Below are 25,825 nucleotides of genomic sequence, written 5' to 3'. Positions count from 1 at the left end.
GTCGAGCAGGAGTGACAGCGCCGTATACGGTGAGTGAGCCGCGTGTTCGGGCTGACAGCGACACGTACGTCTGCAGTAGGGAGCGATGAAGGATGTCAACTGGTGATCGACTAGGGGTTCGAGAGGATCTCGTCGATGCGAATCGCATTCTCGTCCGCCACGGCATCCTCGATGCTTTCGGCCACGTGAGCGTCCGTGACCCCGACGACCCGAGCAGGTTCCTCATCTCCAGAAACCTGGCCCCCGGCCTCGTCACGCCCGACGACATTCAGGTGATCGGATTGGACGGGACGACCGCGGACGACAGACCGAGCTATCTCGAACGATTCATCCACGGCGAGATCTACCGGGCACGCGCCGATGTCCAGGCCGTTGTCCACAGCCACTCCGCGTCGATGGTGCCCTTCAGCATCTCCAGGACGCCTCTGCAGGCGGTGTGGCACATGGCGGGCTTCCTCGGCGAAGCGGTCCCGGTCTTCGAGATCCGTGACAGCGTCGGGTCCTCCAGCGACCTGCTGATCCGCAGCGGTTCGCTCGGCGCGGACCTTGCTGCGACCCTCGGGGGCGCGGCGGTCGCACTCATGCGAGGACACGGATTCGTCGCCGTGGGCGACTCGATCCCGCAGGCGGTCGCCCGCGCGGTCTACGCGGACCTCAACGCCCGAGCACAGGTGACGGCCGGTCAGCTCGGCGGCTACACCGCCCTCACCGCAGAAGAGGGCGCCGCGGCCGCGGAATCCAACAACGGGCAGCTCACGAGGGCCTGGGAGATCTGGAGAGCCAACGCCAGGCGCGGGGAGAGCGTCTGAAAGCGCGCCTCCTCCAGGCGCGCTGAGCAAATCCGCCCGCTCGCGGCCGGCGCGTCATCGCGTCGGCGAAGCCGGCCGTTCGCCCCTGGTGGGGCGGTCCGGCATGCCGGCACACGCCGCCCGCGCCTAACGGCTCGCGCCATGTTGTGTATCTGACACACACAACAGTAGTAGGGGGGGTCGGACATTTGACGGGCCGGGGGGTGGACACGGGAGCGCCCCGCCGGATCGTCTCGGCGGGGCGCTCGGGTGCAGCGTTATCGCGCCGTCCACCACCGCGGGCGCGCGGGACCGGCCGTCGGGATTGCACCGGTGAGGGCGTCCGGAGTCAGTGGACGGGCCTGCCCGATCGTGAGCGGCACGGCCTGTTGCAGGTGCGCCTGCCGCTCCTTACTGTCCTCCCACCGGATGAGGTCATGGGGGGAAGCGAACGTGATCTCGACGACAACCTGGCGCCGGTGCCGTTCCGAGACTCGGACCTTCGACTCCCGGTAGGGCCGCGTCCGTTTGAGTGGTGGTCTTTCGCTTCGTTGCGATGATCAGCTGTCGTTAGTTTAGGCGGCGGTGATCTCGGGGAGTATCACCGCCTCGTCGATGGTGGGGGTGGTCGCGGTGAGCTCGGTCATGGAGGCTTCGGAGAAGTAGCGGCGGTCGGCGGCTTCCCATTCGTCGTGTTGCTCGACGAGGACGGAGCCGGCCAGGCGGAGCAGGGCGGCGTTGTTCGGGAACACGCCAACGACGTCGGTGCGGCGCTTGATCTCCCGATTGAGGCGTTCCAGCGGGTTCGTGGACCAGATCTGTCGCCAATGCCGGGCGGGGAACGCTTTGAACGCGAGGATGTCGTCACGGGCGTCGGTGAGCATCACGGCGGTCTTGGGGTGGACGCGCTCGATCATGCGCACGACTTCGTCGAACTGGGCATCGATGTGCTCGGCGTCGGGTTGGGCGAAGATCGTGCGGATCACGCTGGCGACCATCTCCTGCCGGCCCTTCGGGAGGGCGGTCAGGACGTTGCGCATGAAGTGGACGCGGCAGCGCTGCCAGGCGGCGCCCTGCAACACGGTCGCTGCGGCCTTCTTCAGTCCGGCGTGGGCGTCGGAGATCACCAGCTTCACCCCGCCCAGACCTCGTGTCTTCAACGAGCGCAGGAACTGCTTCCAGAACTCCTCGGTCTCGCTGTCTCCGACATCGAAGCCCAGCACGACCCGCCGCCCGTCAGCGGCGACGCCGATCGCGACGACGACCGCCTGGGACACGACACGGTGGTCGATGCGGACCTTGCAGTAGGTCGCGTCGAGGAACACGTAGGGGTAGGCGATGTCAGACAGCGAGCGGTCGCGGAACGATGCGACCTCGGCGTCGAGCCCTTGGCAGATGCGGGACACCTCGGACTTCGAGATGCCAGTGTCAGCGCCGAGCGCTTTGACGAGGTCATCGACCTTCCGGGTTGAGACGCCGTGGAGGTAGGCCTCCATCACGACCGCGAACAAGGCTTGGTCGACCCGGCGGCGCCGCTCCAGCAGCGACGGGAAGAACGACCCCTGCCGCAACTTCGGGATCCGCAACTCCAGATCCCCAGCCGTGGTCGACAGCACCCGCGGCCGGGAACCGTTGCGGGTAGTCGTGCGCTCGCTCGTGCGCTCGTAGGGGGCGGCGCCGATGAATGCGGCTGTCTCCGCGTCGATCAGCTCCTGGTAGAGCCGCTCGGTCGCGGCTCGGATGCGGTCGGTGGTGCCGGTGAGCTTCAGTTCCCCGAGCAGCTCGAGGAGGGCAGACTGGTCAAGAGCCATCGTGCGGTGTCGTCTTTCTGTGTGAGTTCTTGGTCGTTCTCACTGACCATCGCACGATGGCTCACCCCGTCGCGGTCACGACGCCGCGGGCCCGAAAGACCACCACCCCGCGGGACTCCAGGTTGGAATCCGGGTTCGCAACGCCCGAGACCTTCACACGCGCGTTCGTGCAGCGGTTCGAGATCAGTCCATCGGAGTATCGGAGGATGCTGCGCGCGTACCGCGAGCACGCGGACCTGGCGCAGCAGAGCACGACGTTTGCGGGCTTCGCAGAAGAGACGCCGCTGACACTCCGTTATGACCTCGATGCCGTCCCGGTACGGGTTGAGAGCACCCCCGAGCGGCACCTGCTCGTCCTCCGTCATCGCGGGTACAACGGCCTCGGCATCGGGCACCCATCGGTCGAGCCGTGGCAGCAGCTGAGGGCCTTCGCGATAGAGCACGGCATCGCCCACTCCTCCGACCTCCTCGTGGGCATCACCCCAGATGACCCTTACGTGGTGGACAACGAGCAGATCCGCTTCGACGCTGGCATCCCCATTGCCGCACCGATAGATCCACCCCACCCCTTCACCTACCGCCAGATGCCGGCGCAGGTGTGCGTCGCGCATCGGCACACCGGCGGTGCAGAGCAGATCGCGAAGACCTTCGCGGCTATCGGGGTGCAATGGATGCCCTCAGAAGGGTGGCGGTTGCGCTGCGCACCGCCCTTCGAGATCCATCACGTCGACCAGCGCGCGAACGACGCCGTTCGCGTCAGCTGGACAGACGCCTATGTGCCTCTTGATCACCACCCCGACCATCACCCAGGAGAAGGCCCATGATCGCTTTCGAGTTCACCGAGCACATCGACAGATCGCAACAGGAAGTGTTCGCAGTGCTGGCAGATCCCACAAGGGCGGTCGACTACGTCGACGGTGTCGTGAAGAGCGTGAAGGTGACGGATGGCCCGCTCGCTGTGGGGTCCGTCATCGAGGAGACGCGCCGAGTGAAGAGCAAGGAGGCGACGGGGCAGCTGCAGATCGTGGCTCTCGAGCCGCCCACCGCTTTTGCGGTCGCCAGCGAGGCGGAGGGCATCACCGCGACCTACGTCTACCGGCTGCACCCGGCCGGCACCGGCACGCGGATCGAGTGGACGTGCGAGCTCGCCGCCGGCGGACTGCGGCGGATGATGCTGCCCCTGGTGGCCGCGATCACAAAGAAGGAGGACGGCGACCATCTGGCCCGACTCAAGGCATACATCGAATCGCAGCGAGCAACGGAGACCGCCTCGTGATGCCTTCCGACACCAGCGTCGACGAGGCGCTGGACCGGGCAACCGGGCCACGACGCGGCGAGGTAACCGAACTCCTCGAGCTCTTCGAGCACGTTGCACAGCGCCCGCCGGTGGTGTGGGCGGAACGGATTGTCGGGTTCGGCCAATACGGCTACGCGTACGACAGCGGGCGAGAGGGTATCGCGCCTGAGATCGCCTTCGCTTCCGGGTCCAAGCACACGCTTTACCTGGTCGAGGGGTTTGCCGAGCGGTGGCCCGACCTGCTCGAGCGGCTCGGTCCACACCGCACCAGTAGCGCGTGCCTCTACCTCCCCCGATTGTCGGGGGTGGACCAAGATGCGCTGCGGGAACTACTCGATCGCTCCCTCGCCGTCATTCGAGACGTGCACGGCGACGGCAAATGAGCATGGCGTCTCTCGTCCAAGTAGCCCAGCGCGTGGTCGATCTGGAACGCGCCACAGCCTTCTATTCCGCACTGCTCGGCTCCGCCCCTGTGGCCCGATTCGATCCGCCCGGTTTGGTGTTCTTCGATCTCGACGGCGTCCGTTTGCTACTCGAGAGCGCGGCACCGTCAGCGCTGCTCTACCTCCGCGTCGATGATCTGGAGTTAGCCGTCGACCGAGCCGGCGAGGTCGAAATCGTATCCCCGGGGCGGCCGATCTTCACTCACACCAGAGATGCGCTCGGACCAGCAGGGCGAGAAGAATGGCAAGCATTCATTCGCGACCCCGAAGGAAATCTCGTAGGTCTAGTGGCGTTCAGAGATCCAGCGGAAATCAAGTACTGACGGCTTCGACGAAGCTGGCCGCAGCCGTCGTGGACAACTCAGCACAGAATCTGGCCGCACTCCGGTGGACATCTTCGGTGGGAGATCCCGGCTCTGTGGCTGGCACCGCGGACAACTCTGAGCGGTTCCTACATCAGGCCGCGTCGAGCGGCGTCCAGTCCCGCTCGTGGGCGGGGGTGTAGTCGATCAGCGCGGCCAGGCGGTCGCGTGCGGCCTGTAGCGCCTCGATCTCGGCGTCGTTGCTGTCGCCCTCGGCCGCGGCGAAAGTGTCCTCGATCAGACCGGCGATCTCCTTCTGCGCCGCCTCGTCGATGAGGGTGATGCGGGCGATCTCGCCGTCCGGGTAGCGGGCATCCAGCGCGGCTGCGTCCTGGTAGTCGAAGGCCCACTGCTCGCCGAGGATCGCGAACGCCGCGGCGATGTCGCGGCCGCGGTCGCCGGTGCTGATCGCGACGTAGCCGCGGTTCAGTCCCGTACCGACGTGCGGGTGCAGGTCGGCGTGGTCGGGGCCGAAGGTGATGTAGGTGGTCATGGCGTCCTCCCGGATCGCTTGCTAGTGAATGTGACGTTCACAGCCTACGGGTGGGGTCGGACATCGCAGCAGAGGGTCGGTCGTGGCGTGCGTGAGCGCCCCGGCAGAGGCGCGGGGCGCTCATGTCGCAGGGGTGCGGCTACGCCTTCCAGACGCCTTCCCAGCCCTCGGGGAGACGCACGCCGTGCTCGCCGTGCGCGTCGGTCTGGTGCAGGTACACGAGCACGTCGCCGGGGTCGGGGTCTGCCTCGTACTGCGGCACGGTGCGCTCGATGGTGTTGATCTGGCCGACGCTGTTGTAGCGCACGTCCATGTCGATCGCGCGCAGGTAGCCGTCCTCGACGTTGACGTGCTGATCGCAGCGCGGGCACCACAGCACGGTGCGCTCGCCGTAGTCGGTCGGCTCGTCGAGCTCGACGATGCGCAGCGCGGGGAAATCGGCTGCCTCGATGTCGTGCATGAGACTCCACAGCCGGTCGATCAGGTCGTCGGCAGGGATGCGGGGTGCGGCTGAGGCCGCGGGTTCGGTGGTGGTCATTGTGTCCTCCTGGGGACGGTGAAGGCCTGCGGCGAGCGCGGGCGGGGGATGGAACTCGAGGTGCTCCCGCCGAGGGGAGGGGCGTGTAGCCGGCTCCCCTCGGGTGGGTGGTGCTCGCCGCCGCCGGGGTAGGTGTGCACCCGGCGGCGGCGAGGGGGTCAGACGGCTTCGACCAGCCCAGGGCTGACGCGCCAGCCGTTGGCGAGCGTGTATGACTTGGGGTTGGTGCGGACGATGAGTGTCTCGACTCCGGCCAGCCCGTCACGGGTGGTGCGCGGGTTGGCGACGATGCGCACGCGGGTTCCGGGGATCAGGCTCGGCAGCGCGGCCGCGGTGGCTTGCAGGGCAGCGGCGAGTGCGTCGTCGCTGTGCCCGGTCGGCTCGACGGTGGCGGTGCGGGCGAGGGTGTACACCTTGCCGGGTTCGGTGAGGGCTGCGATCTTCGCCTTGGTGCGGGCGAAGTCGATCAGCACGTACTCGGTGCCGCGGAAGCGGAACGTGTCGCCGGGGGTGCGGGTGATGAGGGTGGTGGTGTCGGTCATGGCGTCCTCCTTGGACTCTCGACGGTGAATGTGACATTCACAGGCTACGGGTGGCCTCCGACATTGGGCGGGGCGGGCGGCGCGGTCTGCGCGCCCGCCCCGGCGTGGGTCACTGGGCGGCGATCGCCGCGGTGATCTCGGCGGTGACCCGCTCGCGCTTGGCGTCGGCATCGCGCCCCGGCTCGAAGTGACCGAACGCGGTCAGGTACGCCTCGATCTGCCCGCGCAGGTACTCGGTGTTGCTGGCGTCGGCGTTGAGGCCGATGATCGCGTAGCGCGCTGCGCTCGCCGCGGCCCGCCAGCCGCTCTGCGTGAGGCCGTGGGGGTCGCCCTCGGGGAGCGAGTAGGGCTGCTCGATCTGGCCGTCGCGCGCGGTGTACTTGGTGACGGTGCGCTCGGTGACCACGACGGCATCCAGATAGTCGGGGTCGCCCTGCCCGCCGAGGGGCACCCACACCTGGGGGTCGTCGTCCGGGTGGTCGGCGTCGATGCGAGCGAGCAGGGCGGGCATTGCGGGGTCGAGGGTGAACGGGTCGCTGAGGCTGTAGTCGTCCCAGGCCTGGCGCAGCTCGTCCGGCTCGATGGTCGTCCATCCCTCGTCGAACTCGGCGCGCAGCGGAGCGTGGAAGCGGATCGCGCGCTCGACGGCTGCGCGGATGTCGTGGACGTTGTTGATGGTCTCGGTCATGGAGTCCTCCCGGAACGATTGCTAGTGAATGTGACATTCATAGGCTACGGGTGGCCTCCGACATCGCGCGGGGACATCGCGAGTGCGTCACGGGCGAGTGCCCGCCGGGGTGACCGGCGGGCACTCGGTGACGCTCAGCGGGCGAACGCCCAATCCGGGAGCACGGCTGCCGAGCAGAGGGTCGCGACGATCTGGCTCATGCCGTGGTCGGGGTCGATCGCGAGGGCGCGGTCGGTGTAGACGGTGGCGTGAGTGGATCGGCCCAGCGCCCAGGACAGCCAGGCGGCGGCGGCGAGCAGGTTGGGGCGCTCCTGGTCGTCGGCGTAGGCGGCAAGGTGGCGCACGAGCGCGAGTCCCGCCGTCAGCCGGTCGGCGTCGGGGCGGTCGCCCTGTCCGTAGAGGGTGCGGGCGATGCTCTCGGGGACGGGTGCGCCCATGATCGAGTGGCCGATCTGCGCGGCCAGGGCACGGGTGCCGTTGCCGCGGTCGGTGGCCCACTGGATGAGGGCCACGTCACGCCACAGCGGGATGCCGATGCCGGTGAGCAGGATCGCAGCCTGGCGGGTGTCGAGGTCGGCGGGGTCACCGGTCAGGGCGTCCTCCGCGACGGCGACGAAGTCCGCGAGGGCATCGTCGTCCATCCGCGCGGCCGCGAACGCGATCCGGGCGGCACGCGCCGGGTCGGCGTCGGGGATGCTCGCCCCGGCGGTCTGGGATGCTGCGACCTTCTCGCGCAGCGCGTCCGGGGTCGCGATCTCGGCGACGGGGCGCGGTGCCTCGCCGGTCAGGTGGCTGCCGTAGCCGTCGCTGGCGACGTAGAGCACGTCCACCAGGTGCAGTCCCTGCCGGTCGGCGACATCGGCGATCTGCTGGCCGAGATCGCGGGTGCTGTCGGCGTCCTCGGCGGCGTAGATCACGGCGGCTACCCCGGTCACGCGCGGCACTCGGCAGACCAGCCCGAGGCCGGTGTGCGCGAGCGTCGCGGCATCCGCGTCGAGGTCGAGTCGCATCGCCCCGATCGTGCGCGACGCCTCGAAGGGCACGAGCACGAGCGAGTCCTGCGGGGTGAAGCCGAGCAGCGCGGGCACGAGGCCGAGGAAGTCGCGCGGGGTGCCCGCCTTGATGGTGGTCGGTGTGGTGGCCATGGTGTCCTCCCGGAACGTTGGCTAGTGAATGTGACATTTACAGGCTACGGGAGGCCTCCGACATTGGTCGATGCACGCCAGGAGCCGACTCCCGACTGGCTCGTCGAAGGAGCAACCCTCGGAGAGCTCGCCGGGAAGATCGACGTTCCCGCCCAGGCGCTGGCCGAGACGGTCGCGCGATTCAACGAGCACGCCGCCCGTGGGGAGGATCCGGACTTCCACCGCGGTGCGAGCGCGTACGACCGCTACTGGGGAGACGAACAGAACCCGTATCCCAATCCCAGCCTCGCACCGCTCGAGCAAGGCCCCTACTACGCTCTCGCCGTGGTGAACGGCTGCTTCGGCACCAGCGGAGGGATCGCCACCGACGGCCTCGGAAGGGTCCTCGACGCAGACGGCGATGCCATACGCGGCCTGTTTGCGGTCGGCAACGCCTCCGAGAACGCCTTCGCCGCCGGCTACCCCGGCGCCGGCGCCACGCTCGGTCCGATCATGACCATGGCCTACCTTCTCGGGCGTACCGCCAGCGGCGCGTCGATCGGCGACCTGAGCCTTGCCGACGGAGCCGGGGCACGATGATCCGTCACGTCGTGTTCTTCTCGTTCGCAGCGAACCATGATCCTGCCGTGCTCGAGGAGTGGCGCGACCTGCTCGATGGTCTGCTCGGAAAGATTCCCGGCCTGGTCCGACTGTCACACGGCCCCGACGTGATGCGCAGCGAACGCGCATGGGACTATGCACTCGTCGCCGACTTCCGCACCCTCGACGATGTCCGTGCCTACGCGACGCACCCCGCGCATCTGCCGCTCTTCCCTCTCTCCGGAGCGATCTCGGAGCAGATCGCCTCGGTCGACTTCGAGATCGACGAGCAGTAGAGGAAGTACCCAGGCGCCGTGAAGAGCGAGGATGGTTTCTCGATGCCCCGAGTACGTGCGGTCACCCCCACCGTGGCAGAGGAGCTCCGCGACCTGAAGGCACGCTATTTTCACTACGTCGACCTGAAGCAGTGGGACGAACTGCGCGGACTCTTCGTGGACGACTGCGTCTTCGAAGGACTGTGGGCCGCCGCGCCCGACCCCGACACGTTCGTGGAGAACCTGATGCGCAACATGACCGAAGAGGTCGTCAGCGTCCATCACGGGTTCATGCCGCAGTTTCGGCGGATCGATGACTTCTCGGCTCGCGGGCGCTGGGCCATGACCGACTATCTGACGTGGCCACGCGGGTCACGAGGGTATATGGGGATCACCGTGCCGGAACAGAGGGGGATGCGGGGATATGGCTACTACGAGGAGCTCTACCGACTCACCGAGTCCGGCTGGCGCATCGCCTTCATGCGACTGAGCCGGATCCGCATGGATCCCATCGTTGGCGACGCGCCTGCGATCGACTACCCGGTGGTTCCCGCGGTCCCCGGCTGGCTGGACTGACGCCGACCCGCGGGTGCCGCACCCTCTGGTCCGAACCGTGAGCGCCGGCTCAGGTGAGGGTGTGGAGGGGCCAGCCGGTGTATGCCTCGGCGAGGAAGCGGCGGCCGGCTTCGGACTCGACGACGGATTGGAGCTCTCCGAGCTGGCGGAGGCGGTCGAAGTCCCTTGCATCGGGGGCGACGTGAAGCATGCTGGTCATCCACCAGGAGAAGTGCTGGGCCTTCCAGATGCGGTGCAGCGCCGTCTCGGGGAAGGCCTCGACGAGGCGGCTGTCCCTCTCGAGCAGAAGCGCGCGCAGCGCGCGCTCGAGAACGAGGACGTCGGCTACGGCAAGGTTCATGCCTTTCGCGCCGGTGGGCGGCACGGTATGGGCGGCGTCGCCGATGAGTGCGAGGCGGCCGCGAAGCAGTTCGAGGGCGACGAAGCTCCGGAATCGCAGCACGTCGCGTTGGAAGACGGGGCCTTCCTTGAGCGTCGTCCCCGGCACCCGCTTCTGCAGTTCTTCCCACAGTTGCTCCTCGGTGAGGGTGCTGGGGTCGGTGCGGGGATCGCATTGGAAGTACATGCGCTGCACGGTGGTGCTTCGCTGGCTGATGAGCGCGAAGCCATCGGGGGAGTTGCTGTAGATGAGCTCGTCGGCGCTGGGCGGCGCCTCGCAGAGGATGCCGAACCAGGCGAACGGGTACTCGCGGAAGTGCCCGCCTGTGTGGGAACCGGTTACGGCCTCCCGCACGACACTGCGTGACCCGTCGGCGCCGACGACGAACTCGGCCTCGATCTCGAGAGGCGATCCGTCTGCGCCGGTGGCGATGACGCGTGGGCGGTCGGACGCGGGGTCCTCGATACGATGCGCCGTCACGCCGAAGCGCAGGTCTTGGCCACTGGAGAGCCGCGCGGCGATGAGATCCTTCAGGACTTCGTGCTGCGGGTACAGCCACACACCGCGGCCGACGAGGTCGGCGAAGTCGATGCGGTGTCCGCTGCCGGCGAAGCGGAGCTCGATGCCGTCGTGGCGGTCTCCCAGGGTGCGGGCGCGGCTGAACGCGCCGAGCGTGTCGAGCACCTCGACGGTGCCCTGTTCGAGGATGCCTGCCCGGATCGTGGTCTCGATCTCTTCACGGGAACGCTGATCGATGACGACTGACTCGAGGCCGGACGCCGCGAGCAGATGCGACAGCAGCAGTCCGGCGGGTCCAGCGCCGACGATGGCGACGCGGGTGCGGATGGTGGACATTGGGGCGTCTCCTTCGACGTGACAACGGATGCCTCGCTCAGTGTGAACCCGGTTCAGACGGTCGAACGCCGCATTCCCGTTGAACGGGAGACGCCGACTATCGGGGGGACCGCAGCGTGGCCTCGATGCCGGTCACGGCTTCTCGCAGAGCGATGATCGCCGCCGTGTGCGGCGCTTGTCGTGGTAGCACCACGGAAAGCGCGGCGACGACTTCACCTGCGTCGCGGATCGGCACGGCCACGCCGGTCGAGACGGATTCGATCGAACCTTGCGCGATCGCCACGCCATCGCGACGCACGCCAGCGAGGAGACGGCGTAGACGTCCGGGATCGGTCACCGTCTCGGGTGCGAGAGCGCGCAACGGCTGGGCGAGCACGCGTTCGCGGAGATCGGCGGGAGCGTGCGCGAGCAGGACGAGGCCCGACGAGGAGGCGTGCAGCGGTAGCCGCCCAGCGATCCGTGTGATGTTCGCACCGGCGTCGGGGTGCGAAAGGCGTTCGAGGAACAGTGCTTCGTCCTGTTCGAGAACGGCGAGTTGGGTGTGCTGGCGGATGTGCGTCTGCACGCGCTCCATATAGGGGAGCGCCGCCTGGCGCAGACGTAGCGCGGTCGACCCGCGGAGGGCCAGTTCCCACAAGCGCATTCCCAGGTGGACGCGGCGGTCCTCGTCGCGTCCGAGCAGTCCGGCGTCGACCAGCTCGTCCACGATCCGGTGCGCGGTGGACGACGGCAGCGCCGCTCGGCGCCCGATCTGACTGGCCGACTGCACCGAACGATCAGCTGTGAACGTCTCGAGGACGCGCACGATGCGGTCGATCATCGAGTCGCTGGAGGGCGAGTTCGCCATGCGCTCAGGATGACACGGCTCGCGTCGACGGTGTTGCGGCGATGGTTGGTCCCCTGCCTGACGCGACGGCGGTAGCCTCGGCTCATGGTTTCTGTTCCGGATGCTGCAACGGCTTGGGAGCCCCTCACGCCTCATGCTGTCGCTGAGCTCCTTCGGGTCGGTAGCGCCCGCTGGTGGCTGTCGGGCGGGGTGGCCCTGGAGCACTGGCTGGGCCGGACGATCCGCGAACGGCCGAACACGGACGTGAGCACCACCCAAGGCGGGCTGCCGCAGCTGGTCCGGGCGTTGCCTGCCGGTTTCACCGCCTGGGCGCCTGCGGGGGAGGACGCCGTCATCCCCTGGGCCGACGCGCCCGACGATGCCGATGTGCAGCCGGTGCGGATTCAGGACGAGCGCTCCGGCGCCTGGGTGCTTCAGGTGAACGTCGAGGATGGGACGGAACATGCCTGGCTGTACCGGCGAGACCCGCGGCTGCAGTTGCCGTGGGATCGCGCCGTGCTCGAGGTCGACGGCATTCCGACCGGTGCGCCCGAGGTGCAGCTGGTCTGGAAGGCGTTGCGGCCGCGGCCGGAGGATGACCTCGACAAGGACGTGGTGCTGCCGCAGCTCTCGGACGAGGCCCGGTCGTGGTTCGAACGGGCGATCCTCTCCGTCCACCCGCACTCGAACTGGTCGATCCACGTGCGCAGCCCTTTCGCGCCCGCGAAGGCAAGCTGGAACCGCAAGAACGGCTAGGTCGGCCGGTGGTCGTCGGCGGCCACCGCATCCAGCACCACCGATCGGAACCACGTCTGCGCGGGAGACATGCTCAGTTCGCGTCGCGTGTAGAGCGCGACCGGGGTGCTCTGGCCCGGCCACGGCAGCTCGGCGATGCGCAGACCGGGGAACCATCCGCAGAACACCTCGGCCACGTGTCGCGGCAGCAGCACGACGAGATCGGTCGCCTCGAGCACCGCGGGCACGGTGGCGTACTCCTCGACCGTCAGCGTCACCTGCGGCATGAGTCCCTGTTCGATCATCGCCTGGAGCGGGTACACGTGGCCGCCGCGGGAGGACACCCGCACGAAGCGGCGCCCGACGAACATGTCCGCGGCGGTCGGAGGCAGCGGATGGGCACGCGAGGACAGCGCCACGTACTCCACGTCGCGCACCGGTGTGCGCCACAGCCGCGGCGAGTCCAGCAACGACACCGTGATCGCCAGGTCGATGGTGCCCCGGACGAGCCCGTCTTCCACCTGATCCGCGTCCAGCCGCCGCACCTGCAGGTGAAGGTCCGGCGCCTCCTTCGCGAGCACCGGCATGATCGGCGGCAGGAAGGTCTGCTCGCCGATCGAGGTCAGCGCGAGCGAGAGCTCCCCGCCGAAGCTCGCGGGATCGAAGGCGTCGGGCGCGCTCACCACGGCATCGATGCGCGACAGTGCCTCGTGCAGCGGTCCGAACAGCTGCCGGGCACGCGGGGTCGGCACCATCTCGTTCCCCTGGCGGCGGAACAGGTCGTCGCCGAACCGCTGCCGCAACCTCCTCAGCGTGTAGCTGACCGTCGGCTGCGTGACGTGCAATCGCTCGGCGGCGGCGGTCAGACTGCGCAGCTCGTACAGCACGACGAAAGTGCGCAACTGGTTGAGATCGGTGAGCGACATCGCATTGATCCCATCTATACGGTTCGGCTCCTACATCTATTGGACCATACCCATAGAGCGAACTAGAGTCAGGGTGACAGCACCGGCACCGCTGCCGACGTGGCACGCACCACCCGGCACCGACCCGATCACAGTGACGAGGACGCACGTTGATCATCGACATCCATGGCCACTACACCACGGCCCCCGCGCAGCTGGGAGCGTGGCGCGATCTGCAGATCGCGTATGCGGAAGGCGCGGGCGAGGCGCCCGACCCGGCCGCGCTGCGGATCAGCGATGACGACATCCGCGAGACCATCGAGGCGAACCAGTTGCGGCTGATGGACGACCGCGGCAGCGATGTCACGGTGTTCAGTCCCCGTGCATCGTTCATGGCCCACCACCTCGGCGACCTCGCCGTCAGCGAGACCTGGGCGCGCATCTGCAACGACCTCGTCGCGCGGGTGTCGCAGCTGTTCCCCGACCGTTTCCTCCCGGGCGCGATGCTCCCGCAGTCGCCGGGCGTCGACCCGAAGACGACCCTCGCCGAACTCGACCGGGCGGTGAACGATCTGGGCGTCGTGACCGTCAACATCAACCCCGACCCGTCCGGCGGACTGTGGACCGCCCCGCTGCTGACGGACAAGAGCTGGTATCCGCTCTACGAGAAGCTCGTCGAGTACGAGCTGCCCGCGATGATCCACGTGAGCACCTCGTGCAAGCCGCAGTTCCACACCACCGGCGACCACTACCTGGGTGCCGACACGACGGCATTCATGCAGCTGCTCAAGGGCGACCTGTTCCGCGACTTCCCCGACCTGAAGCTCGTCATCCCGCACGGCGGCGGCGCGGTGCCCTATCACTGGGGACGCTTCCGCGGCCTGGCGATGGCGCTCGGCAAGCCCGAGCTGGAGGAGCACCTCCTGGGCAACGTGTACTTCGACACGTGCGTGTACCACCAGCCGGGCATCGACCTGCTCACCGGGGTCATCCCGACCGAGAACATCCTCTTCGCGAGCGAGATGATCGGCGCCGTCCGCGACGTCGACCCGCGCACGGGCCACTACTTCGACGACACGAAGCGATACGTGGATGCGACCGGGAACCTCACCGACGAACGACGCGGACAGGTCTTCGAAGGCAACGCCCGCCGCGTGTACCCGCGCCTGGACCGCGCCCTGCGAGCCCGCGGCCTGTGACCTCACCCTGGAGAACCCGATGACTCAGCGACTGAACGACCTCGGCATCGTCCGCACGCGCATCGAGCGGCCCGACTCCGCCGACGTCGCGCGGCTCTCGCGGTTCGGGGTCGCCACGATCCACGAGGCGATGGGCCGGGTCGGCCTGCTGCGGCCGTACATCCGCCCGGCGTACAGCGGGGCGACGCTGTGCGGCCCGGCCGTCACGGTGCTCCTGCAGCCCGGCGACAACTGGATGTTCCACGTCGCCGCCGAGCAGGTGCAGGAGGGCGACGTCATCGTCGCCGGCTGCACCACGGAGAGCGAGGACGGCTTCTTCGGCGAGCTGCTCGCCACCTCCCTCACCGCCCGGGGCTGCAAGGGCCTGGTCATCGACGGGGGCGTCCGCGACGTCGCCGACCTCGAGAAGATGGGCTTCCCGGTCTTCTCCCGCGCCATCAGCGCGAAGGGCACCGTCAAGGCGACGCTGGGCTCGGTCAACATCCCCGTGGTCGTGGCGAACGCCGTGGTGAACCCCGGCGACGTGGTGGTCGCGGATGTCGACGGCGTCGTGGTCGTCCCCCGCGAGCTCGTCGGCGCCGTCGCCGACGCCTCGCAGAAGCGCGAGGACAACGAGGAGGCCAAGCGCCAGAAGTTCCGCGAGGGCGTGCTCGGTCTCGACATCTACGGCATGCGGGAGCCGCTGGCGGCCGCGGGCCTCGAGTACGTGGAGGATTGACGATGGCTCACGCACAGGCGATCGCGCACGGCGACACCAGCGGCGGCTTCGAGAAGACGCCCGGTTGGCTGGACTGGTACGACGGCCCGACGACCCCGACGTTCCGGCTCCCCGCCGGCGCTGTCGACGCGCACTGCCACGTGTTCGGCCCCGGCGCGGAGTTCCCCTACGCCCCCGAGCGCAAGTACACGCCGTGCGACGCGTCGGCCGCGCAGCTGTTCGCGCTGCGCGACCAGCTCGGCTTCGACCGGAACGTCATCGTGCAGGCGACCTGCCACGGCGCCGACAACCGGGCGCTCGTCGACGCGCTGCGCCGCAGCAAGGGGCGTGCCCGCGGGGTCGCGACGGTTCGTCGCGACGTGACCGACGAGGAGCTCGCCGAGCTGCACGAGGCCGGTGTGCGCGGCGTGCGGTTCAACTTCGTCAAACGCCTCGTCGACCGGGTGCCGACCGACTCGCTCGACGCGATCGTGGAGAAGATCGCCCCCCTCGGGTGGCATGTCGTCATCTACTTCGAGGCCGAGGACCTTCCCGACCTCTACGACTTCTTCTCGGCGATCCCGACGGACGTCGTGGTCGACCACATGGGGCGTCCGGATGTGACGAAGGACCCGGAGGGTCCGGAGTTCGAGCTGTTCCTGCGCTTCATGCGCGAGAACCCCAACGTGTGGACGAAGGTGTCGTGCCCCGAGCGGCTCAGCGCCACCGGTCCGCGCGCGCTGAATGGCGAGCAGCACGCCTATACGGATGTCGTGCCGTTCGCCCGTCGCGTGGTCGAGGAGTTCCCCGATCGCGTGCTGTGGGGCACCGACTGGCCCCACCCCAACCTCAAGGACCACATGCCTGACGACGGGCTGCTGGTCGACTACATCCCACAGATCGCGACGACCCCCGAACTGCAGCAGAGGCTGCTCGTCGACAACCCGTCGCGGCTGTACTGGCCCGAAGGAGAATGACCATGGCACTCGACAAGCCGTACAAGGACATCCCCGGCACGACCATCTTCGATGCCGAGCAGGCCCGCAAGGGCTACCACCTCAACCAGTTCTCGATGTCTCTCATGAAGCCCGAGAACCGCGAGCGCTACCTCGCCGACCGCGAGGCGTACCTCGACGAATGGCCCCTCACCCCGGTGCAGCGTCAGGCGGTGCTCGATCTCGACCTGAACACCTGCATCGCCGAGGGCGGCAACATCTACTTCCTGAGCAAGATCGGCGCCACGCACGGTCTGAGCTTCCAGCAGATGGCCGGCTCGATGACCGGGATGTCGGAGGCGGCGTACCGCGACATGATGGTCGGAGGTGGCCGACGTCCCGAGGGCGTGCGCCTGAAGGATCTCGACGGGTGGACCCCGCCCTCGAACGAGAAGTCCGAGGTGATGCGCCCGGACGCCCCCGCGAAGTTCACGTCGGCGCTGTTCACGTCGCACGTGCCGGCGATCGGCGCCGCGATGGACCTGGGCAAGACCGAGGAGCCGTACTGGAAGAAGGTCTTCGACGGGTACCAGTGGACCCGGAAGTGGGCCAAGGAGAACACGCCCGACGTCATCATCCTGGTGTACAACGACCACGCCACGGCGTTCGACTCGAACATCATCCCGACCTTCGTCCTGGGCACGGGCGCGCACTATCCCGTCGCCGACGAGGGTTACGGCCCGCGCCCGGTGCCCGACGTGAAGGGGTATCCCGAGCTCGCCGCGCACATCGCCCAGTCGGTCATCCAGGACGATTTCGACCTCACCCTCGTCAACGAGATGGTCGTCGACCACGGCCTGACCGTGCCGCTGTCGCTGGTGTTCGGCGACGTCGAGGAGTGGCCGTGCCGGGTCATCCCGCTTCCGGTGAACGTCGTGCAGTACCCGGTTCCGTCCGGGCGTCGGTGCTACGAGTTGGGCAAGGCGATCCGTCGCGCGCTGGACAAGTGGGACGGTCCCGAGCTCAACGTGCAGATCTGGGGCACCGGGGGGATGAGCCACCAGCTGCAGGGCCCGCGCGCGGGACTGATCAACGAGGAGTGGGACAACGCGTTCCTCGACCACCTGATCGCCGACCCGCTGGGCCTCACCGAATGGTCGCACATGGAGTACGTCGACGAGGCCGGATCCGAGGGCATCGAGCTGGTGGACTGGCTCATCGCCCGTGGGGCGATGGACGACCAGTTCGGCGGCGGGGCGCCCGAGGTGAACCACCGGTTCTACCACGTCCCGGCGTCCAACACCGCCGTCGGCCACCTGGTCGTCACCAACCCCGTCGCGCCGCGGCCCGTCGAGTCCGAGAGTGTGAGCCTCCCCCTGGAGGAAGTCCACGCATGAGTGACAAGGTTCGCGTCGCCGTCGTCGGCGCCGCCGGCGCCTTCGGCATGAAGCACCTCGACGGCCTCGCGAACATCCCCGACGCCGAGGTGACCGTCGTCAGCGGCACCAGGCCCGAGCCCACGGAGTCGGTGGCCGAGAAGTACGGCGTGCCGAATGCCGTGCTCGGTCTCGACGCCGTGCTCGAGCGAGACGACGTCGACGCGGTGATCCTCGCGACGCCGACGCAGCAGCACGCGGATCAGACGCAGGCGGTGCTCGCCGCGGGCAAGCACGTGCAGGTCGAGATCCCGCTCGCCGATTCGCTGGCGGATGCCGAGGCCACCCTGGCCGCGGCATCCGCCTCCGACCGGGTCGCCATGGTCGGGCACACGCGGCGGTTCAACCCGTCGCATCAGCTGGTGCACAACCGGATCGCGGCCGGCGAGTTCGCGGTGCAGCAGATGGACGTGCAGACGTACTTCTTCCGCCGCACGAACACGAACGCGAAAGGCGAGGCGCGGTCGTGGACCGACCATCTGCTGTGGCACCATGCGGCACACACGGTCGACCTGTTCGCCTACCAGGCGGGTCGGATCGTGCAGGCCAACGCCATCCAGGGCCCGATCCACCCCGACCTCGGCATCGCGATGGACATGTCGATCCAGCTCAAGAGCGAGACCGGCGCGATCTGCACGCTGTCGCTGTCGTTCAACAACAACGGACCGTTCGGCACGTTCTTCCGCTACATCGGCGACACCGAGACCTACATCGCGCGCTACGACGACCTCTACAACGGTCGTGACGAGCAGATCGACGTCTCGCAGGTCGCCGTCAGCCTCAACGGCATCGAGCTGCAGGACCGGGAGTTCGTCGGCGCGATCCGCGAGGGCCGCGAGCCGAACTCGTCGATCCGCCAGGTCATCGACTGCTACCGCGTGCTCGGCGCGCTCGAGGAGCAGCTCGCGTGAGGCTTCCCCGCATGGGGCTCGGGTGCATGTCCCTCAGCCATGCCTACGGCACCCCTCCGTCTCTCGAGGACGGAGTGGCGCTCGTGCGTTCCGCGCTCGACGACGGCGTCCAGCTGCTCGACACCGCCACGCTGTACGGCGGCGGCCGCAACGAGGAGCTCGTCGGGCGCGCGATCGCGGGGCGTCGGGACGAGGTCGTGCTGGCCAGCAAGGGCGGCATGGCGCTCGTCGACGGCGTGAAGGTCATCGACGGGCGCCCCGAGACGCTGCGCGCACAGGTCGACGCCTCGCTGCGGCGGCTCGGCGTCGAACACATCGATCTCTACTACCTGCACCGGTGGGACAAGAAGGTGCCGATCGCCGAGAGCGTCGGGGCGCTGGCCGAGATGGTGGCGGCGGGAAAGATCGGCGCCATCGGGCTGTCGGAGGTGTCGGTGGACCGTCTCCGGGAGGCGCTCGCGGCGGCGCCCATCGCCGCGGTGCAGAACGAGTACTCGCTCTGGAGTCGCAATCCCGAGCTCGGCATCCTCGACGCCACCCGTGACGCCGGGGTGGCGCTGGTCGCGTTCTCACCGGTCGGACGCGGGTACCTCGCCGACTCCATCACCGACCCGGAGCAGTTGCCGCCGAAGGACATCCGCCGCGCGATGCCGCGCTTCCAGCCGGAGCACTGGGCCGCCAACGCCGCGTTGCTGCCCGCGTGGCGAGCCCTCGCCGCCGAGGCCGGCCGCACGCCGGCACAGCTGGCCTTGGCGTGGCTGCTCTCCCGCGGCGATCACGTCGTGCCGATCCCCGGGAGCACGGATGCGCACCACGTGCGCGAGAACCAGCGCTCTCTCGGCACGGTCGTCGATCCCGCGGTGCTCGTGCGCGCGGGCGAGCTGATCGACACCGCCACGGTGTCGGGGCCGCGCTACAACGCCACCGGGACGAGCGAGGTCGACGCCGAGTCGTTCGAGGCGGCCGTGTGAGAGCCATCTCCTCCATGGCGACGCGTCAGGTCCTCGCCGACCTGGCCACGGCGGCAGCGGACAGGGGGTTGCCCCTCGTCGAGATCGAGTCCGTCGGCGGAGTGGACGCCGCCCAGCGCGTGGCCGGGGGTGAGCAGCTCGATCTGGTGTTCCTCGCCGCCGACGCTCTGGACCGGCTCTCCGGAGACGGCCACGTGGACGCGGCGACGGTCACACCGCTCATGCTCTCGCGCGTCGCGGTCGCGGTTCCCTCGGGCACGCCCTCGCCCGCCGCCCGCCCCGACACGGCGGCGTTCGCGGACGCCCGCGGGGTCCGCGAGGCCCTGCGCGCCGCCGCTCGCATCGGCTACTCCACCGGCCCGAGCGGCACGGCGCTCGTCCGCACGATCGACGACTGGGGCCTCACCGGCCAGGTGGGCGATCGTCTCGTGCAGGCGCGACCCGGCATCCCGGTCGCCCGGCTGCTCGCCGACGGCCAGGTCGACCTCGGCTTCCAGCAGCTCAGCGAGCTCGTCGGTCAACCCGGGGTGCGCATCCTCGGTGTCCTGCCTTCGGACTGCGCCATCGAGACCGTGTTCTCGGGCGCCGTCGCGACCACCTCATCCGACCCGCGACGAGCCCGCGACGTCCTGGCGTTCTTCGCGTCCGATTCGACGGCATCCATCAAGACAGAGCACGCCTTCAGCCCGCCTGCACGACGGGACTGACCGGGATTCGGCGCCGCTTCGCCCGGTGTGCCGGATGGCTCACGCGGCCGTCAGGCGTCCGGCGTCTGCTCGGGGCCGAACCGGGCGGTGAACTCGTCGACGTCGAGAACGTTGCGTCCGAGCCGGCCGGACACCTGGTTGTAGGTGCCGGTGATCTCGAGGTCGCGGGCGCTGCGGAGCGTGCCGACGTAGCGGGGCTGCCAGCCGGTCTGCGCCAGCAGCGGGCCCGCTGCTGGCGCAGACCGGCTGGCAGCCCCGCTACGTCGGCACGCTCCGCAGCGCCCGCGACCTCGAGATCACCGGCACCTACAACCAGGTGTCCGGCCGGCTCGGACGCAACGTTCTCGACGTCGACGAGTTCACCGCCCGGTTCGGCCCCGAGCAGACGCCGGACGCCTGACGGCCGCGTGAGCCATCCGGCACACCGGGCGAAGCGGCGCCGAATCCCGGTCAGTCCCGTCGTGCAGGCGGGCTGAAGGCGTGCTCTGTCTTGATGGATGCCGTCGAATCGGACGCGAAGAACGCCAGGACGTCGCGGGCTCGTCGCGGGTCGGATGAGGTGGTCGCGACGGCGCCCGAGAACACGGTCTCGATGGCGCAGTCCGAAGGCAGGACACCGAGGATGCGCACCCCGGGTTGACCGACGAGCTCGCTGAGCTGCTGGAAGCCGAGGTCGACCTGGCCGTCGGCGAGCAGCCGGGCGACCGGGATGCCGGGTCGCGCCTGCACGAGACGATCGCCCACCTGGCCGGTGAGGCCCCAGTCGTCGATCGTGCGGACGAGCGCCGTGCCGCTCGGGCCGGTGGAGTAGCCGATGCGAGCGGCGGCGCGCAGGGCCTCGCGGACCCCGCGGGCGTCCGCGAACGCCGCCGTGTCGGGGCGGGCGGCGGGCGAGGGCGTGCCCGAGGGAACCGCGACCGCGACGCGCGAGAGCATGAGCGGTGTGACCGTCGCCGCGTCCACGTGGCCGTCTCCGGAGAGCCGGTCCAGAGCGTCGGCGGCGAGGAACACCAGATCGAGCTGCTCACCCCCGGCCACGCGCTGGGCGGCGTCCACTCCGCCGACGGACTCGATCTCGACGAGGGGCAACCCCCTGTCCGCTGCCGCCGTGGCCAGGTCGGCGAGGACCTGACGCGTCGCCATGGAGGAGATGGCTCTCACACGGCCGCCTCGAACGACTCGGCGTCGACCTCGCTCGTCCCGGTGGCGTTGTAGCGCGGCCCCGACACCGTGGCGGTGTCGATCAGCTCGCCCGCGCGCACGAGCACCGCGGGATCGACGACCGTGCCGAGAGAGCGCTGGTTCTCGCGCACGTGGTGCGCATCCGTGCTCCCGGGGATCGGCACGACGTGATCGCCGCGGGAGAGCAGCCACGCCAAGGCCAGCTGTGCCGGCGTGCGGCCGGCCTCGGCGGCGAGGGCTCGCCACGCGGGCAGCAACGCGGCGTTGGCGGCCCAGTGCTCCGGCTGGAAGCGCGGCATCGCGCGGCGGATGTCCTTCGGCGGCAACTGCTCCGGGTCGGTGATGGAGTCGGCGAGGTACCCGCGTCCGACCGGTGAGAACGCGACCAGCGCCACCCCGGCGTCACGGGTGGCGTCGAGGATGCCGAGCTCGGGATTGCGACTCCAGAGCGAGTACTCGTTCTGCACCGCGGCGATGGGCGCCGCCGCGAGCGCCTCCCGGAGACGGTCCACCGACACCTCCGACAGCCCGATGGCGCCGATCTTTCCCGCCGCCACCATCTCGGCCAGCGCCCCGACGCTCTCGGCGATCGGCACCTTCTTGTCCCACCGGTGCAGGTAGTAGAGATCGATGTGTTCGACGCCGAGCCGCCGCAGCGAGGCGTCGACCTGTGCGCGCAGCGTCTCGGGGCGCCCGTCGATGACCTTCACGCCGTCGACGAGCGCCATGCCGCCCTTGCTGGCCAGCACGACCTCGTCCCGACGCCCCGCGATCGCGCGCCCGACGAGCTCCTCGTTGCGGCCGCCGCCGTACAGCGTGGCGGTGTCGAGCAGCTGGACGCCGTCGTCGAGCGCGGAACGCACGAGCGCCACTCCGTCCTCGAGAGACGGAGGGGTGCCGTAGGCATGGCTGAGGGACATGCACCCGAGCCCCATGCGGGGAAGCCTCACGCGAGCTGCTCCTCGAGCGCGCCGAGCACGCGGTAGCAGTCGATGACCTGGCGGATCGACGAGTTCGGCTCGCGGCCCTCGCGGATCGCGCCGACGAACTCCCGGTCCTGCAGCTCGATGCCGTTGAGGCTGACGGCGACCTGCGAGACGTCGATCTGCTCGTCACGACCGTTGTAGAGGTCGTCGTAGCGCGCGATGTAGGTCTCGGTGTCGCCGATGTAGCGGAAGAACGTGCCGAACGGTCCGTTGTTGTTGAACGACAGCGACAGCGTGCAGATCGCGCCGGTCTCGCTCTTGAGCTGGATCGACATGTCCATCGCGATGCCGAGGTCGGGGTGGATCGGGCCCTGGATGGCGTTGGCCTGCACGATCCGACCCGCCTGGTAGGCGAACAGGTCGACCGTGTGTGCCGCATGGTGCCACAGCAGATGGTCGGTCCACGACCGCGCCTCGCCTTTCGCGTTCGTGTTCGTGCGGCGGAAGAAGTACGTCTGCACGTCCATCTGCTGCACCGCGAACTCGCCGGCCGCGATCCGGTTGTGCACCAGCTGATGCGACGGGTTGAACCGCCGCGTGTGCCCGACCATGGCGACCCGGTCGGAGGCGGATGCCGCGGCCAGGGTGGCCTCGGCATCCGCCAGCGAATCGGCGAGCGGGATCTCGACCTGCACGTGCTTGCCCGCGGCGAGCACCGCCTGCGTCTGATCCGCGTGCTGCTGCGTCGGCGTCGCGAGGATCACCGCGTCGACGTCGTCTCGCTCGAGCACGGCGTCGAGACCGAGCACGGCATTCGGCACGCCGTACTTCTCGGCCACCGACTCCGTGGGCTCGGGCCTGGTGCCGCTGACGACGGTCACCTCGGCGTCGGGGATGTTCGCGAGGCCGTCGAGGTGCTTCATGCCGAAGGCGCCGGCGGCGCCGACGACGGCGACGCGAACCTTGTCACTCATGCGTGGACTTCCTCCAGGGGGAGGCTCACACTCTCGGACTCGACGGGCCGCGGCGCGACGGGGTTGGTGACGACCAGGTGGCCGACGGCGGTGTTGGACGCCGGGACGTGGTAGAACCGGTGGTTCACCTCGGGCGCCCCGCCGCCGAACTGGTCGTCCATCGCCCCACGGGCGATGAGCCAGTCCACCAGCTCGATGCCCTCGGATCCGGCCTCGTCGACGTACTCCATGTGCGACCATTCGGTGAGGCCCAGCGGGTCGGCGATCAGGTGGTCGAGGAACGCGTTGTCCCACTCCTCGTTGATCAGTCCCGCGCGCGGGCCCTGCAGCTGGTGGCTCATCCCCCCGGTGCCCCAGATCTGCACGTTGAGCTCGGGACCGTCCCACTTGTCCAGCGCGCGACGGATCGCCTTGCCCAACTCGTAGCACCGACGCCCGGACGGAACCGGGTACTGCACGACGTTCACCGGAAGCGGGATGACCCGGCACGGCCACTCCTCGACGTCGCCGAACACCAGCGACAGCGGCACGGTCAGGCCGTGGTCGACGACCATCTCGTTGACGAGGGTGAGGTCGAAATCGTCCTGGATGACCGACTGGGCGATGTGCGCGGCGAGCTCGGGATACCCCTTCACGTCGGGCACCGGGCGCGGGCCGTAACCCTCGTCGGCGACGGGATAGTGCGCGCCCGTGCCCAGGACGAAGGTCGGGATGATGTTCGAGTCGAACGCCGTGGCGTGGTCGTTGTACACCAGGATGATGACGTCGGGCGTGTTCTCCTTGGCCCACTTCCGGGTCCACTGGTACCCGTCGAAGACCTTCTTCCAGTACGGCTCCTCGGTCTTGCCCAGGTCCATCGCGGCGCCGATCGCCGGCACGTGCGACGTGAACAGCGCCGACGTGAACTTCGCGGGGGCGTCCGGGCGCATCACCTCGGACTTCTCGTTCGAGGGCGGGGTCCACCCGTCGAGATCCTTCAGGCGCACGCCCTCGGGACGTCGGCCACCTCCGACCATCATGTCGCGGTACGCCGCCTCCGACATCCCGGTCATCGAGCCGGCCATCTGCTGGAAGCTCAGACCGTGCGTGGCGCCGATCTTGCTCAGGAAGTAGATGTTGCCGCCCTCGGCGATGCAGGTGTTCAGGTCGAGATCGAGCACCGCCTGACGCTGCACCGGGGTGAGGGGCCATTCGTCGAGGTACGCCTCGCGGTCGGCGAGGTAGCGCTCGCGGTTCTCGGGCTTCATGAGAGACATCGAGAACTGGTTGAGGTGGTAGCCCTTGCGGGCCTGCTCGGCATCGAAGATGGTCGTGCCGGGGATGTCCTTGTACGGCTTGTCGAGTGCCATGGTCATTCTCCTTCGGGCCAGTACAGCCGCGACGGGTTGTCGACGAGCAGCCTCTGCTGCAGTTCGGGGGTCGTCGCGATCTGTGGGATGTAGTCGACCAGCAGCCCGTCGTCAGGCATGTGGTCCTTGAGGTTGGGGTGGGGCCAGTCGGTGCCCCACAGCACGCGATCGGGGAACTCCTCGACCACGCGACGGGCGAACGGCACGACATCCGTATAGGCGTGCTGCTCGCCATTCAGCGCGCGCGGACCGGTGGCGCTGAGCCGCTCGGGGCACGACACCTTCGTCCACACGTTGGGGTTCTCGCGCATGAAGCGCAGGAACAGCTCGAACTCCGGACCCTCCGGGTCCTTCGTCACATCCGGACGCCCCATGTGGTCGACCACGACGTCCGTCGGGATCGCCGAGAAGAAGTCGTAGAGGTCGGGAAGGTCCTCGGCCTCGAAGTAGATGACGACATGCCACCCGAGGGGGGCGATCTTCTCCACGATCGCGTCGAGCGAGTCGGTCGGCACCCGGTCGACGAGGCGTTTGACGAAGTTGAACCGCACGCCGCGCACACCGGCCTCGTGCAGCTCGGCGAGCTCCTCGTCGGTCACGTCGCGACGAACCGTCGCGACCCCGCGGGCACGCCCCTTGCTGCGGCGCAGCGCGTCGACGAGCGCCCGGTTGTCGGCGCCGTGGCAGGTCGCCTGCACGATGACGTTCCGGTCGAAGCCGAGCTGGTCGCGCAGCGCGAACAGCTGCGCGGCCGACGCGTCGCACGGCGTGTACTTGCGCTCGGGGGCGTAGGGGAACTCCGCGCCGGGGCCGAACACGTGGCAGTGCGCGTCGACAGCGCCGGCGGGGAGCCGGAACGTCGGGGTCGTCGGGCCGTCGTACCAGTCCAGCCAACCGGGCGTCTTCTCGAAGCCGCCGCTGGTGTCGCCGTGCGCGATCGCCTGTGCGTGAGCCATCGTCAATCCTCCACGTACTCGAGGCCCGCGGCCGCCAGCGGCTCCCGCATGCCGTAGATGTCGAGACCGAGCACGCCCTCGCGGAACTTCTGGCGCTTGGCCTCCTCGTTGTCCTCGCGCTTCTGCGAGGCGTCGGCGACGGCGCCGACGAGCTCGCGGGGGACGACCACGACGCCGTCGACATCCGCGACCACCACGTCGCCGGGGTTCACCACGGCGTTCGCCACGACCACGGGGATGTTGACCGAGCCCAGCGTCGCCTTGACGGTGCCCTTCGCGCTGATGGCGCGGGAGAAGACCGGGAAGCCCATCTTCTCGAGGTCGGCGACGTCGCGGACGCCCCCG

At 69.0% G+C, this 25,825-nt stretch carries 31 protein-coding genes; 16 read left to right on the top strand and 15 right to left on the bottom strand.

Annotation, left to right across the window (positions count from 1 at the left end; genetic code table 11):
* The first annotated feature begins 92 nt into the window (after positions 1-92).
* A complete protein-coding gene (locus ABC304_RS00155; protein WP_062633823.1) occupies positions 93-809 on the top strand; it encodes a class II aldolase/adducin family protein in 717 nt (238 codons plus the stop codon).
* A gap of 554 nt (positions 810-1,363) precedes the next feature.
* On the opposite strand, the gene ABC304_RS00150 is transcribed toward ABC304_RS00155, so the two are convergent.
* Positions 1,364-2,599, bottom strand: coding sequence for an IS256 family transposase (locus ABC304_RS00150; RefSeq protein WP_046746337.1), 1,236 nt, complete (start codon positions 2,597-2,599; stop codon positions 1,364-1,366).
* A gap of 56 nt (positions 2,600-2,655) precedes the next feature.
* Here ABC304_RS00150 and ABC304_RS00145 point away from each other — a divergent pair, with 56 nt between their 5' ends.
* The 4 genes from ABC304_RS00145 to ABC304_RS00130 are packed head-to-tail and all read left to right on the top strand — an operon-like array spanning position 2,656 to position 4,662.
* Positions 2,656-3,423, top strand: a complete 768-nt coding sequence (locus ABC304_RS00145) for an AraC family transcriptional regulator (protein ID WP_067121902.1) — start codon at positions 2,656-2,658, stop codon at positions 3,421-3,423.
* Positions 3,420-3,875 carry an SRPBCC family protein gene (locus ABC304_RS00140; protein ID WP_054687628.1) on the top strand — a complete coding sequence of 152 codons (456 nt, stop codon included), beginning with the start codon at positions 3,420-3,422 and terminating at the stop codon, positions 3,873-3,875. The genes ABC304_RS00145 and ABC304_RS00140 overlap by 4 nt, the downstream gene beginning before the upstream one ends.
* The gene (locus ABC304_RS00135) at positions 3,875-4,279 is read left to right on the top strand and encodes a DUF1801 domain-containing protein (RefSeq protein ID WP_062637438.1); all 405 of its coding nucleotides are present in this window, start codon (positions 3,875-3,877) and stop codon (positions 4,277-4,279) included. The genes ABC304_RS00140 and ABC304_RS00135 overlap by 1 nt, the downstream gene beginning before the upstream one ends.
* 2 nt (positions 4,280-4,281) lie before the next feature.
* Positions 4,282-4,662 (top strand): VOC family protein, encoded by a 381-nt coding sequence (locus ABC304_RS00130; RefSeq protein ID WP_085603663.1) that lies wholly within the window; start codon positions 4,282-4,284, stop codon positions 4,660-4,662.
* Positions 4,663-4,795: 133 nt separating this feature from the next.
* Here ABC304_RS00130 and ABC304_RS00125 read toward each other — a convergent pair whose 3' ends face one another.
* From ABC304_RS00125 to ABC304_RS00105, 5 genes are all read right to left on the bottom strand, one after another.
* Positions 4,796-5,194 carry a hypothetical protein gene (locus ABC304_RS00125; protein WP_062637441.1) on the bottom strand — a complete coding sequence of 133 codons (399 nt, stop codon included), beginning with the start codon at positions 5,192-5,194 and terminating at the stop codon, positions 4,796-4,798.
* Positions 5,195-5,333: 139 nt separating this feature from the next.
* Positions 5,334-5,732 (bottom strand): hypothetical protein, encoded by a 399-nt coding sequence (locus ABC304_RS00120; RefSeq protein ID WP_062637442.1) that lies wholly within the window; start codon positions 5,730-5,732, stop codon positions 5,334-5,336.
* 158 nt (positions 5,733-5,890) lie between these two features.
* Complete coding sequence (locus tag ABC304_RS00115) at positions 5,891-6,274, bottom strand: hypothetical protein (RefSeq protein WP_005052841.1); 384 nt, start codon at positions 6,272-6,274, stop codon at positions 5,891-5,893.
* 109 nt (positions 6,275-6,383) lie between these two features.
* Positions 6,384-6,962: a hypothetical protein gene (locus tag ABC304_RS00110; protein ID WP_005052196.1), complete on the bottom strand. Its 579-nt coding sequence runs from the start codon at positions 6,960-6,962 to the stop codon at positions 6,384-6,386.
* 134 nt (positions 6,963-7,096) lie between these two features.
* On the bottom strand, positions 7,097-8,107 hold the full coding sequence (locus ABC304_RS00105; protein ID WP_062637444.1) for a DUF4192 family protein: 1,011 nt from the start codon (positions 8,105-8,107) through the stop codon (positions 7,097-7,099).
* A gap of 63 nt (positions 8,108-8,170) precedes the next feature.
* On the opposite strand from ABC304_RS00105, the gene ABC304_RS00100 reads away from it, so the two are divergent.
* From ABC304_RS00100 to ABC304_RS00090, 3 genes are read left to right on the top strand one after another with little or no spacing between them, the layout of a single operon-like run.
* The gene (locus ABC304_RS00100) at positions 8,171-8,686 is read left to right on the top strand and encodes an FAD-binding protein (protein WP_005052190.1); all 516 of its coding nucleotides are present in this window, start codon (positions 8,171-8,173) and stop codon (positions 8,684-8,686) included.
* A complete protein-coding gene (locus ABC304_RS00095) occupies positions 8,683-8,982 on the top strand; it encodes a Dabb family protein (protein WP_005052188.1) in 300 nt (99 codons plus the stop codon). Before ABC304_RS00100 ends, ABC304_RS00095 begins: the two co-directional genes overlap by 4 nt.
* 18 nt (positions 8,983-9,000) lie before the next feature.
* Positions 9,001-9,537 (top strand): nuclear transport factor 2 family protein, encoded by a 537-nt coding sequence (locus ABC304_RS00090; RefSeq protein WP_052323124.1) that lies wholly within the window; start codon positions 9,001-9,003, stop codon positions 9,535-9,537.
* A 49-nt stretch (positions 9,538-9,586) separates the two neighbouring features.
* Here ABC304_RS00090 and ABC304_RS00085 read toward each other — a convergent pair whose 3' ends face one another.
* Positions 9,587-10,771, bottom strand: a complete 1,185-nt coding sequence (locus ABC304_RS00085) for a 4-hydroxybenzoate 3-monooxygenase (protein WP_005052183.1) — start codon at positions 10,769-10,771, stop codon at positions 9,587-9,589.
* Positions 10,772-10,868: 97 nt separating this feature from the next.
* Entirely contained in the window at positions 10,869-11,576 is a 708-nt protein-coding gene (locus ABC304_RS00080; RefSeq protein ID WP_412928390.1) for an IclR family transcriptional regulator, read from the bottom strand.
* Between the two features lie 126 nt (positions 11,577-11,702).
* Here ABC304_RS00080 and ABC304_RS00075 point away from each other — a divergent pair, with 126 nt between their 5' ends.
* Complete coding sequence (locus tag ABC304_RS00075; protein ID WP_005052177.1) at positions 11,703-12,353, top strand: hypothetical protein; 651 nt, start codon at positions 11,703-11,705, stop codon at positions 12,351-12,353.
* On the opposite strand, the gene ABC304_RS00070 is transcribed toward ABC304_RS00075, so the two are convergent.
* Positions 12,350-13,258 carry a LysR family transcriptional regulator gene (locus ABC304_RS00070; RefSeq protein WP_005052175.1) on the bottom strand — a complete coding sequence of 303 codons (909 nt, stop codon included), beginning with the start codon at positions 13,256-13,258 and terminating at the stop codon, positions 12,350-12,352. The two genes, ABC304_RS00075 and ABC304_RS00070, sit on opposite strands and share 4 nt — an antisense overlap.
* A gap of 149 nt (positions 13,259-13,407) precedes the next feature.
* Between ABC304_RS00070 and ABC304_RS00065 the strand changes: the two genes are divergently transcribed.
* Genes ABC304_RS00065 through ABC304_RS00035 form a run of 7 tightly spaced genes read left to right on the top strand, consistent with a single transcriptional unit; the run spans position 13,408 to position 20,093 of the window.
* The gene (locus ABC304_RS00065; RefSeq protein ID WP_005052173.1) at positions 13,408-14,436 is read left to right on the top strand and encodes an amidohydrolase family protein; all 1,029 of its coding nucleotides are present in this window, start codon (positions 13,408-13,410) and stop codon (positions 14,434-14,436) included.
* A 19-nt stretch (positions 14,437-14,455) separates the two neighbouring features.
* On the top strand, positions 14,456-15,154 hold the full coding sequence (ligK, locus tag ABC304_RS00060) for a 4-carboxy-4-hydroxy-2-oxoadipate aldolase/oxaloacetate decarboxylase (protein WP_005052171.1): 699 nt from the start codon (positions 14,456-14,458) through the stop codon (positions 15,152-15,154).
* A gap of 2 nt (positions 15,155-15,156) precedes the next feature.
* Positions 15,157-16,110, top strand: a complete 954-nt coding sequence (locus ABC304_RS00055) for an amidohydrolase family protein (protein ID WP_005052167.1) — start codon at positions 15,157-15,159, stop codon at positions 16,108-16,110.
* Between the two features lie 2 nt (positions 16,111-16,112).
* A complete protein-coding gene (locus ABC304_RS00050) occupies positions 16,113-17,465 on the top strand; it encodes a protocatechuate 4,5-dioxygenase subunit alpha/beta (protein ID WP_005052165.1) in 1,353 nt (450 codons plus the stop codon).
* Positions 17,462-18,415 (top strand): Gfo/Idh/MocA family oxidoreductase, encoded by a 954-nt coding sequence (locus ABC304_RS00045; protein ID WP_005052163.1) that lies wholly within the window; start codon positions 17,462-17,464, stop codon positions 18,413-18,415. Before ABC304_RS00050 ends, ABC304_RS00045 begins: the two co-directional genes overlap by 4 nt.
* Positions 18,412-19,386: an aldo/keto reductase gene (locus ABC304_RS00040; protein WP_005052159.1), complete on the top strand. Its 975-nt coding sequence runs from the start codon at positions 18,412-18,414 to the stop codon at positions 19,384-19,386. The genes ABC304_RS00045 and ABC304_RS00040 overlap by 4 nt, the downstream gene beginning before the upstream one ends.
* On the top strand, positions 19,383-20,093 hold the full coding sequence (locus ABC304_RS00035; RefSeq protein ID WP_005052156.1) for a substrate-binding domain-containing protein: 711 nt from the start codon (positions 19,383-19,385) through the stop codon (positions 20,091-20,093). The genes ABC304_RS00040 and ABC304_RS00035 overlap by 4 nt, the downstream gene beginning before the upstream one ends.
* Positions 20,094-20,543: 450 nt before the next feature.
* On the opposite strand, the gene ABC304_RS00030 is transcribed toward ABC304_RS00035, so the two are convergent.
* From ABC304_RS00030 to ABC304_RS00005, 6 genes are all read right to left on the bottom strand, one after another.
* Complete coding sequence (locus tag ABC304_RS00030; protein ID WP_005052156.1) at positions 20,544-21,254, bottom strand: substrate-binding domain-containing protein; 711 nt, start codon at positions 21,252-21,254, stop codon at positions 20,544-20,546.
* Complete coding sequence (locus ABC304_RS00025) at positions 21,251-22,225, bottom strand: aldo/keto reductase (RefSeq protein ID WP_005052159.1); 975 nt, start codon at positions 22,223-22,225, stop codon at positions 21,251-21,253. The genes ABC304_RS00030 and ABC304_RS00025 overlap by 4 nt, the downstream gene beginning before the upstream one ends.
* Positions 22,222-23,175, bottom strand: a complete 954-nt coding sequence (locus tag ABC304_RS00020) for a Gfo/Idh/MocA family oxidoreductase (RefSeq protein WP_005052163.1) — start codon at positions 23,173-23,175, stop codon at positions 22,222-22,224. The genes ABC304_RS00025 and ABC304_RS00020 overlap by 4 nt, the downstream gene beginning before the upstream one ends.
* The gene (locus ABC304_RS00015) at positions 23,172-24,524 is read right to left on the bottom strand and encodes a protocatechuate 4,5-dioxygenase subunit alpha/beta (protein ID WP_005052165.1); all 1,353 of its coding nucleotides are present in this window, start codon (positions 24,522-24,524) and stop codon (positions 23,172-23,174) included. The genes ABC304_RS00020 and ABC304_RS00015 overlap by 4 nt, the downstream gene beginning before the upstream one ends.
* Positions 24,525-24,526: 2 nt before the next feature.
* Entirely contained in the window at positions 24,527-25,480 is a 954-nt protein-coding gene (locus ABC304_RS00010) for an amidohydrolase family protein (protein WP_005052167.1), read from the bottom strand.
* Between the two features lie 2 nt (positions 25,481-25,482).
* Positions 25,483-25,825, bottom strand: a 343-nt coding sequence (locus tag ABC304_RS00005) for an RraA family protein (RefSeq protein WP_459564414.1), incomplete at its 5' end; no start/stop codon positions are given.

This window comes from Microbacterium jepli (genome assembly GCF_047237905.1).
In the GTDB taxonomy this organism is placed as follows: Bacteria; Actinomycetota; Actinomycetes; order Actinomycetales; family Microbacteriaceae; genus Microbacterium.
Note: the sequence above shows the minus strand (reverse complement) of the source record. Positions and strands in the feature narration are given on the sequence as shown.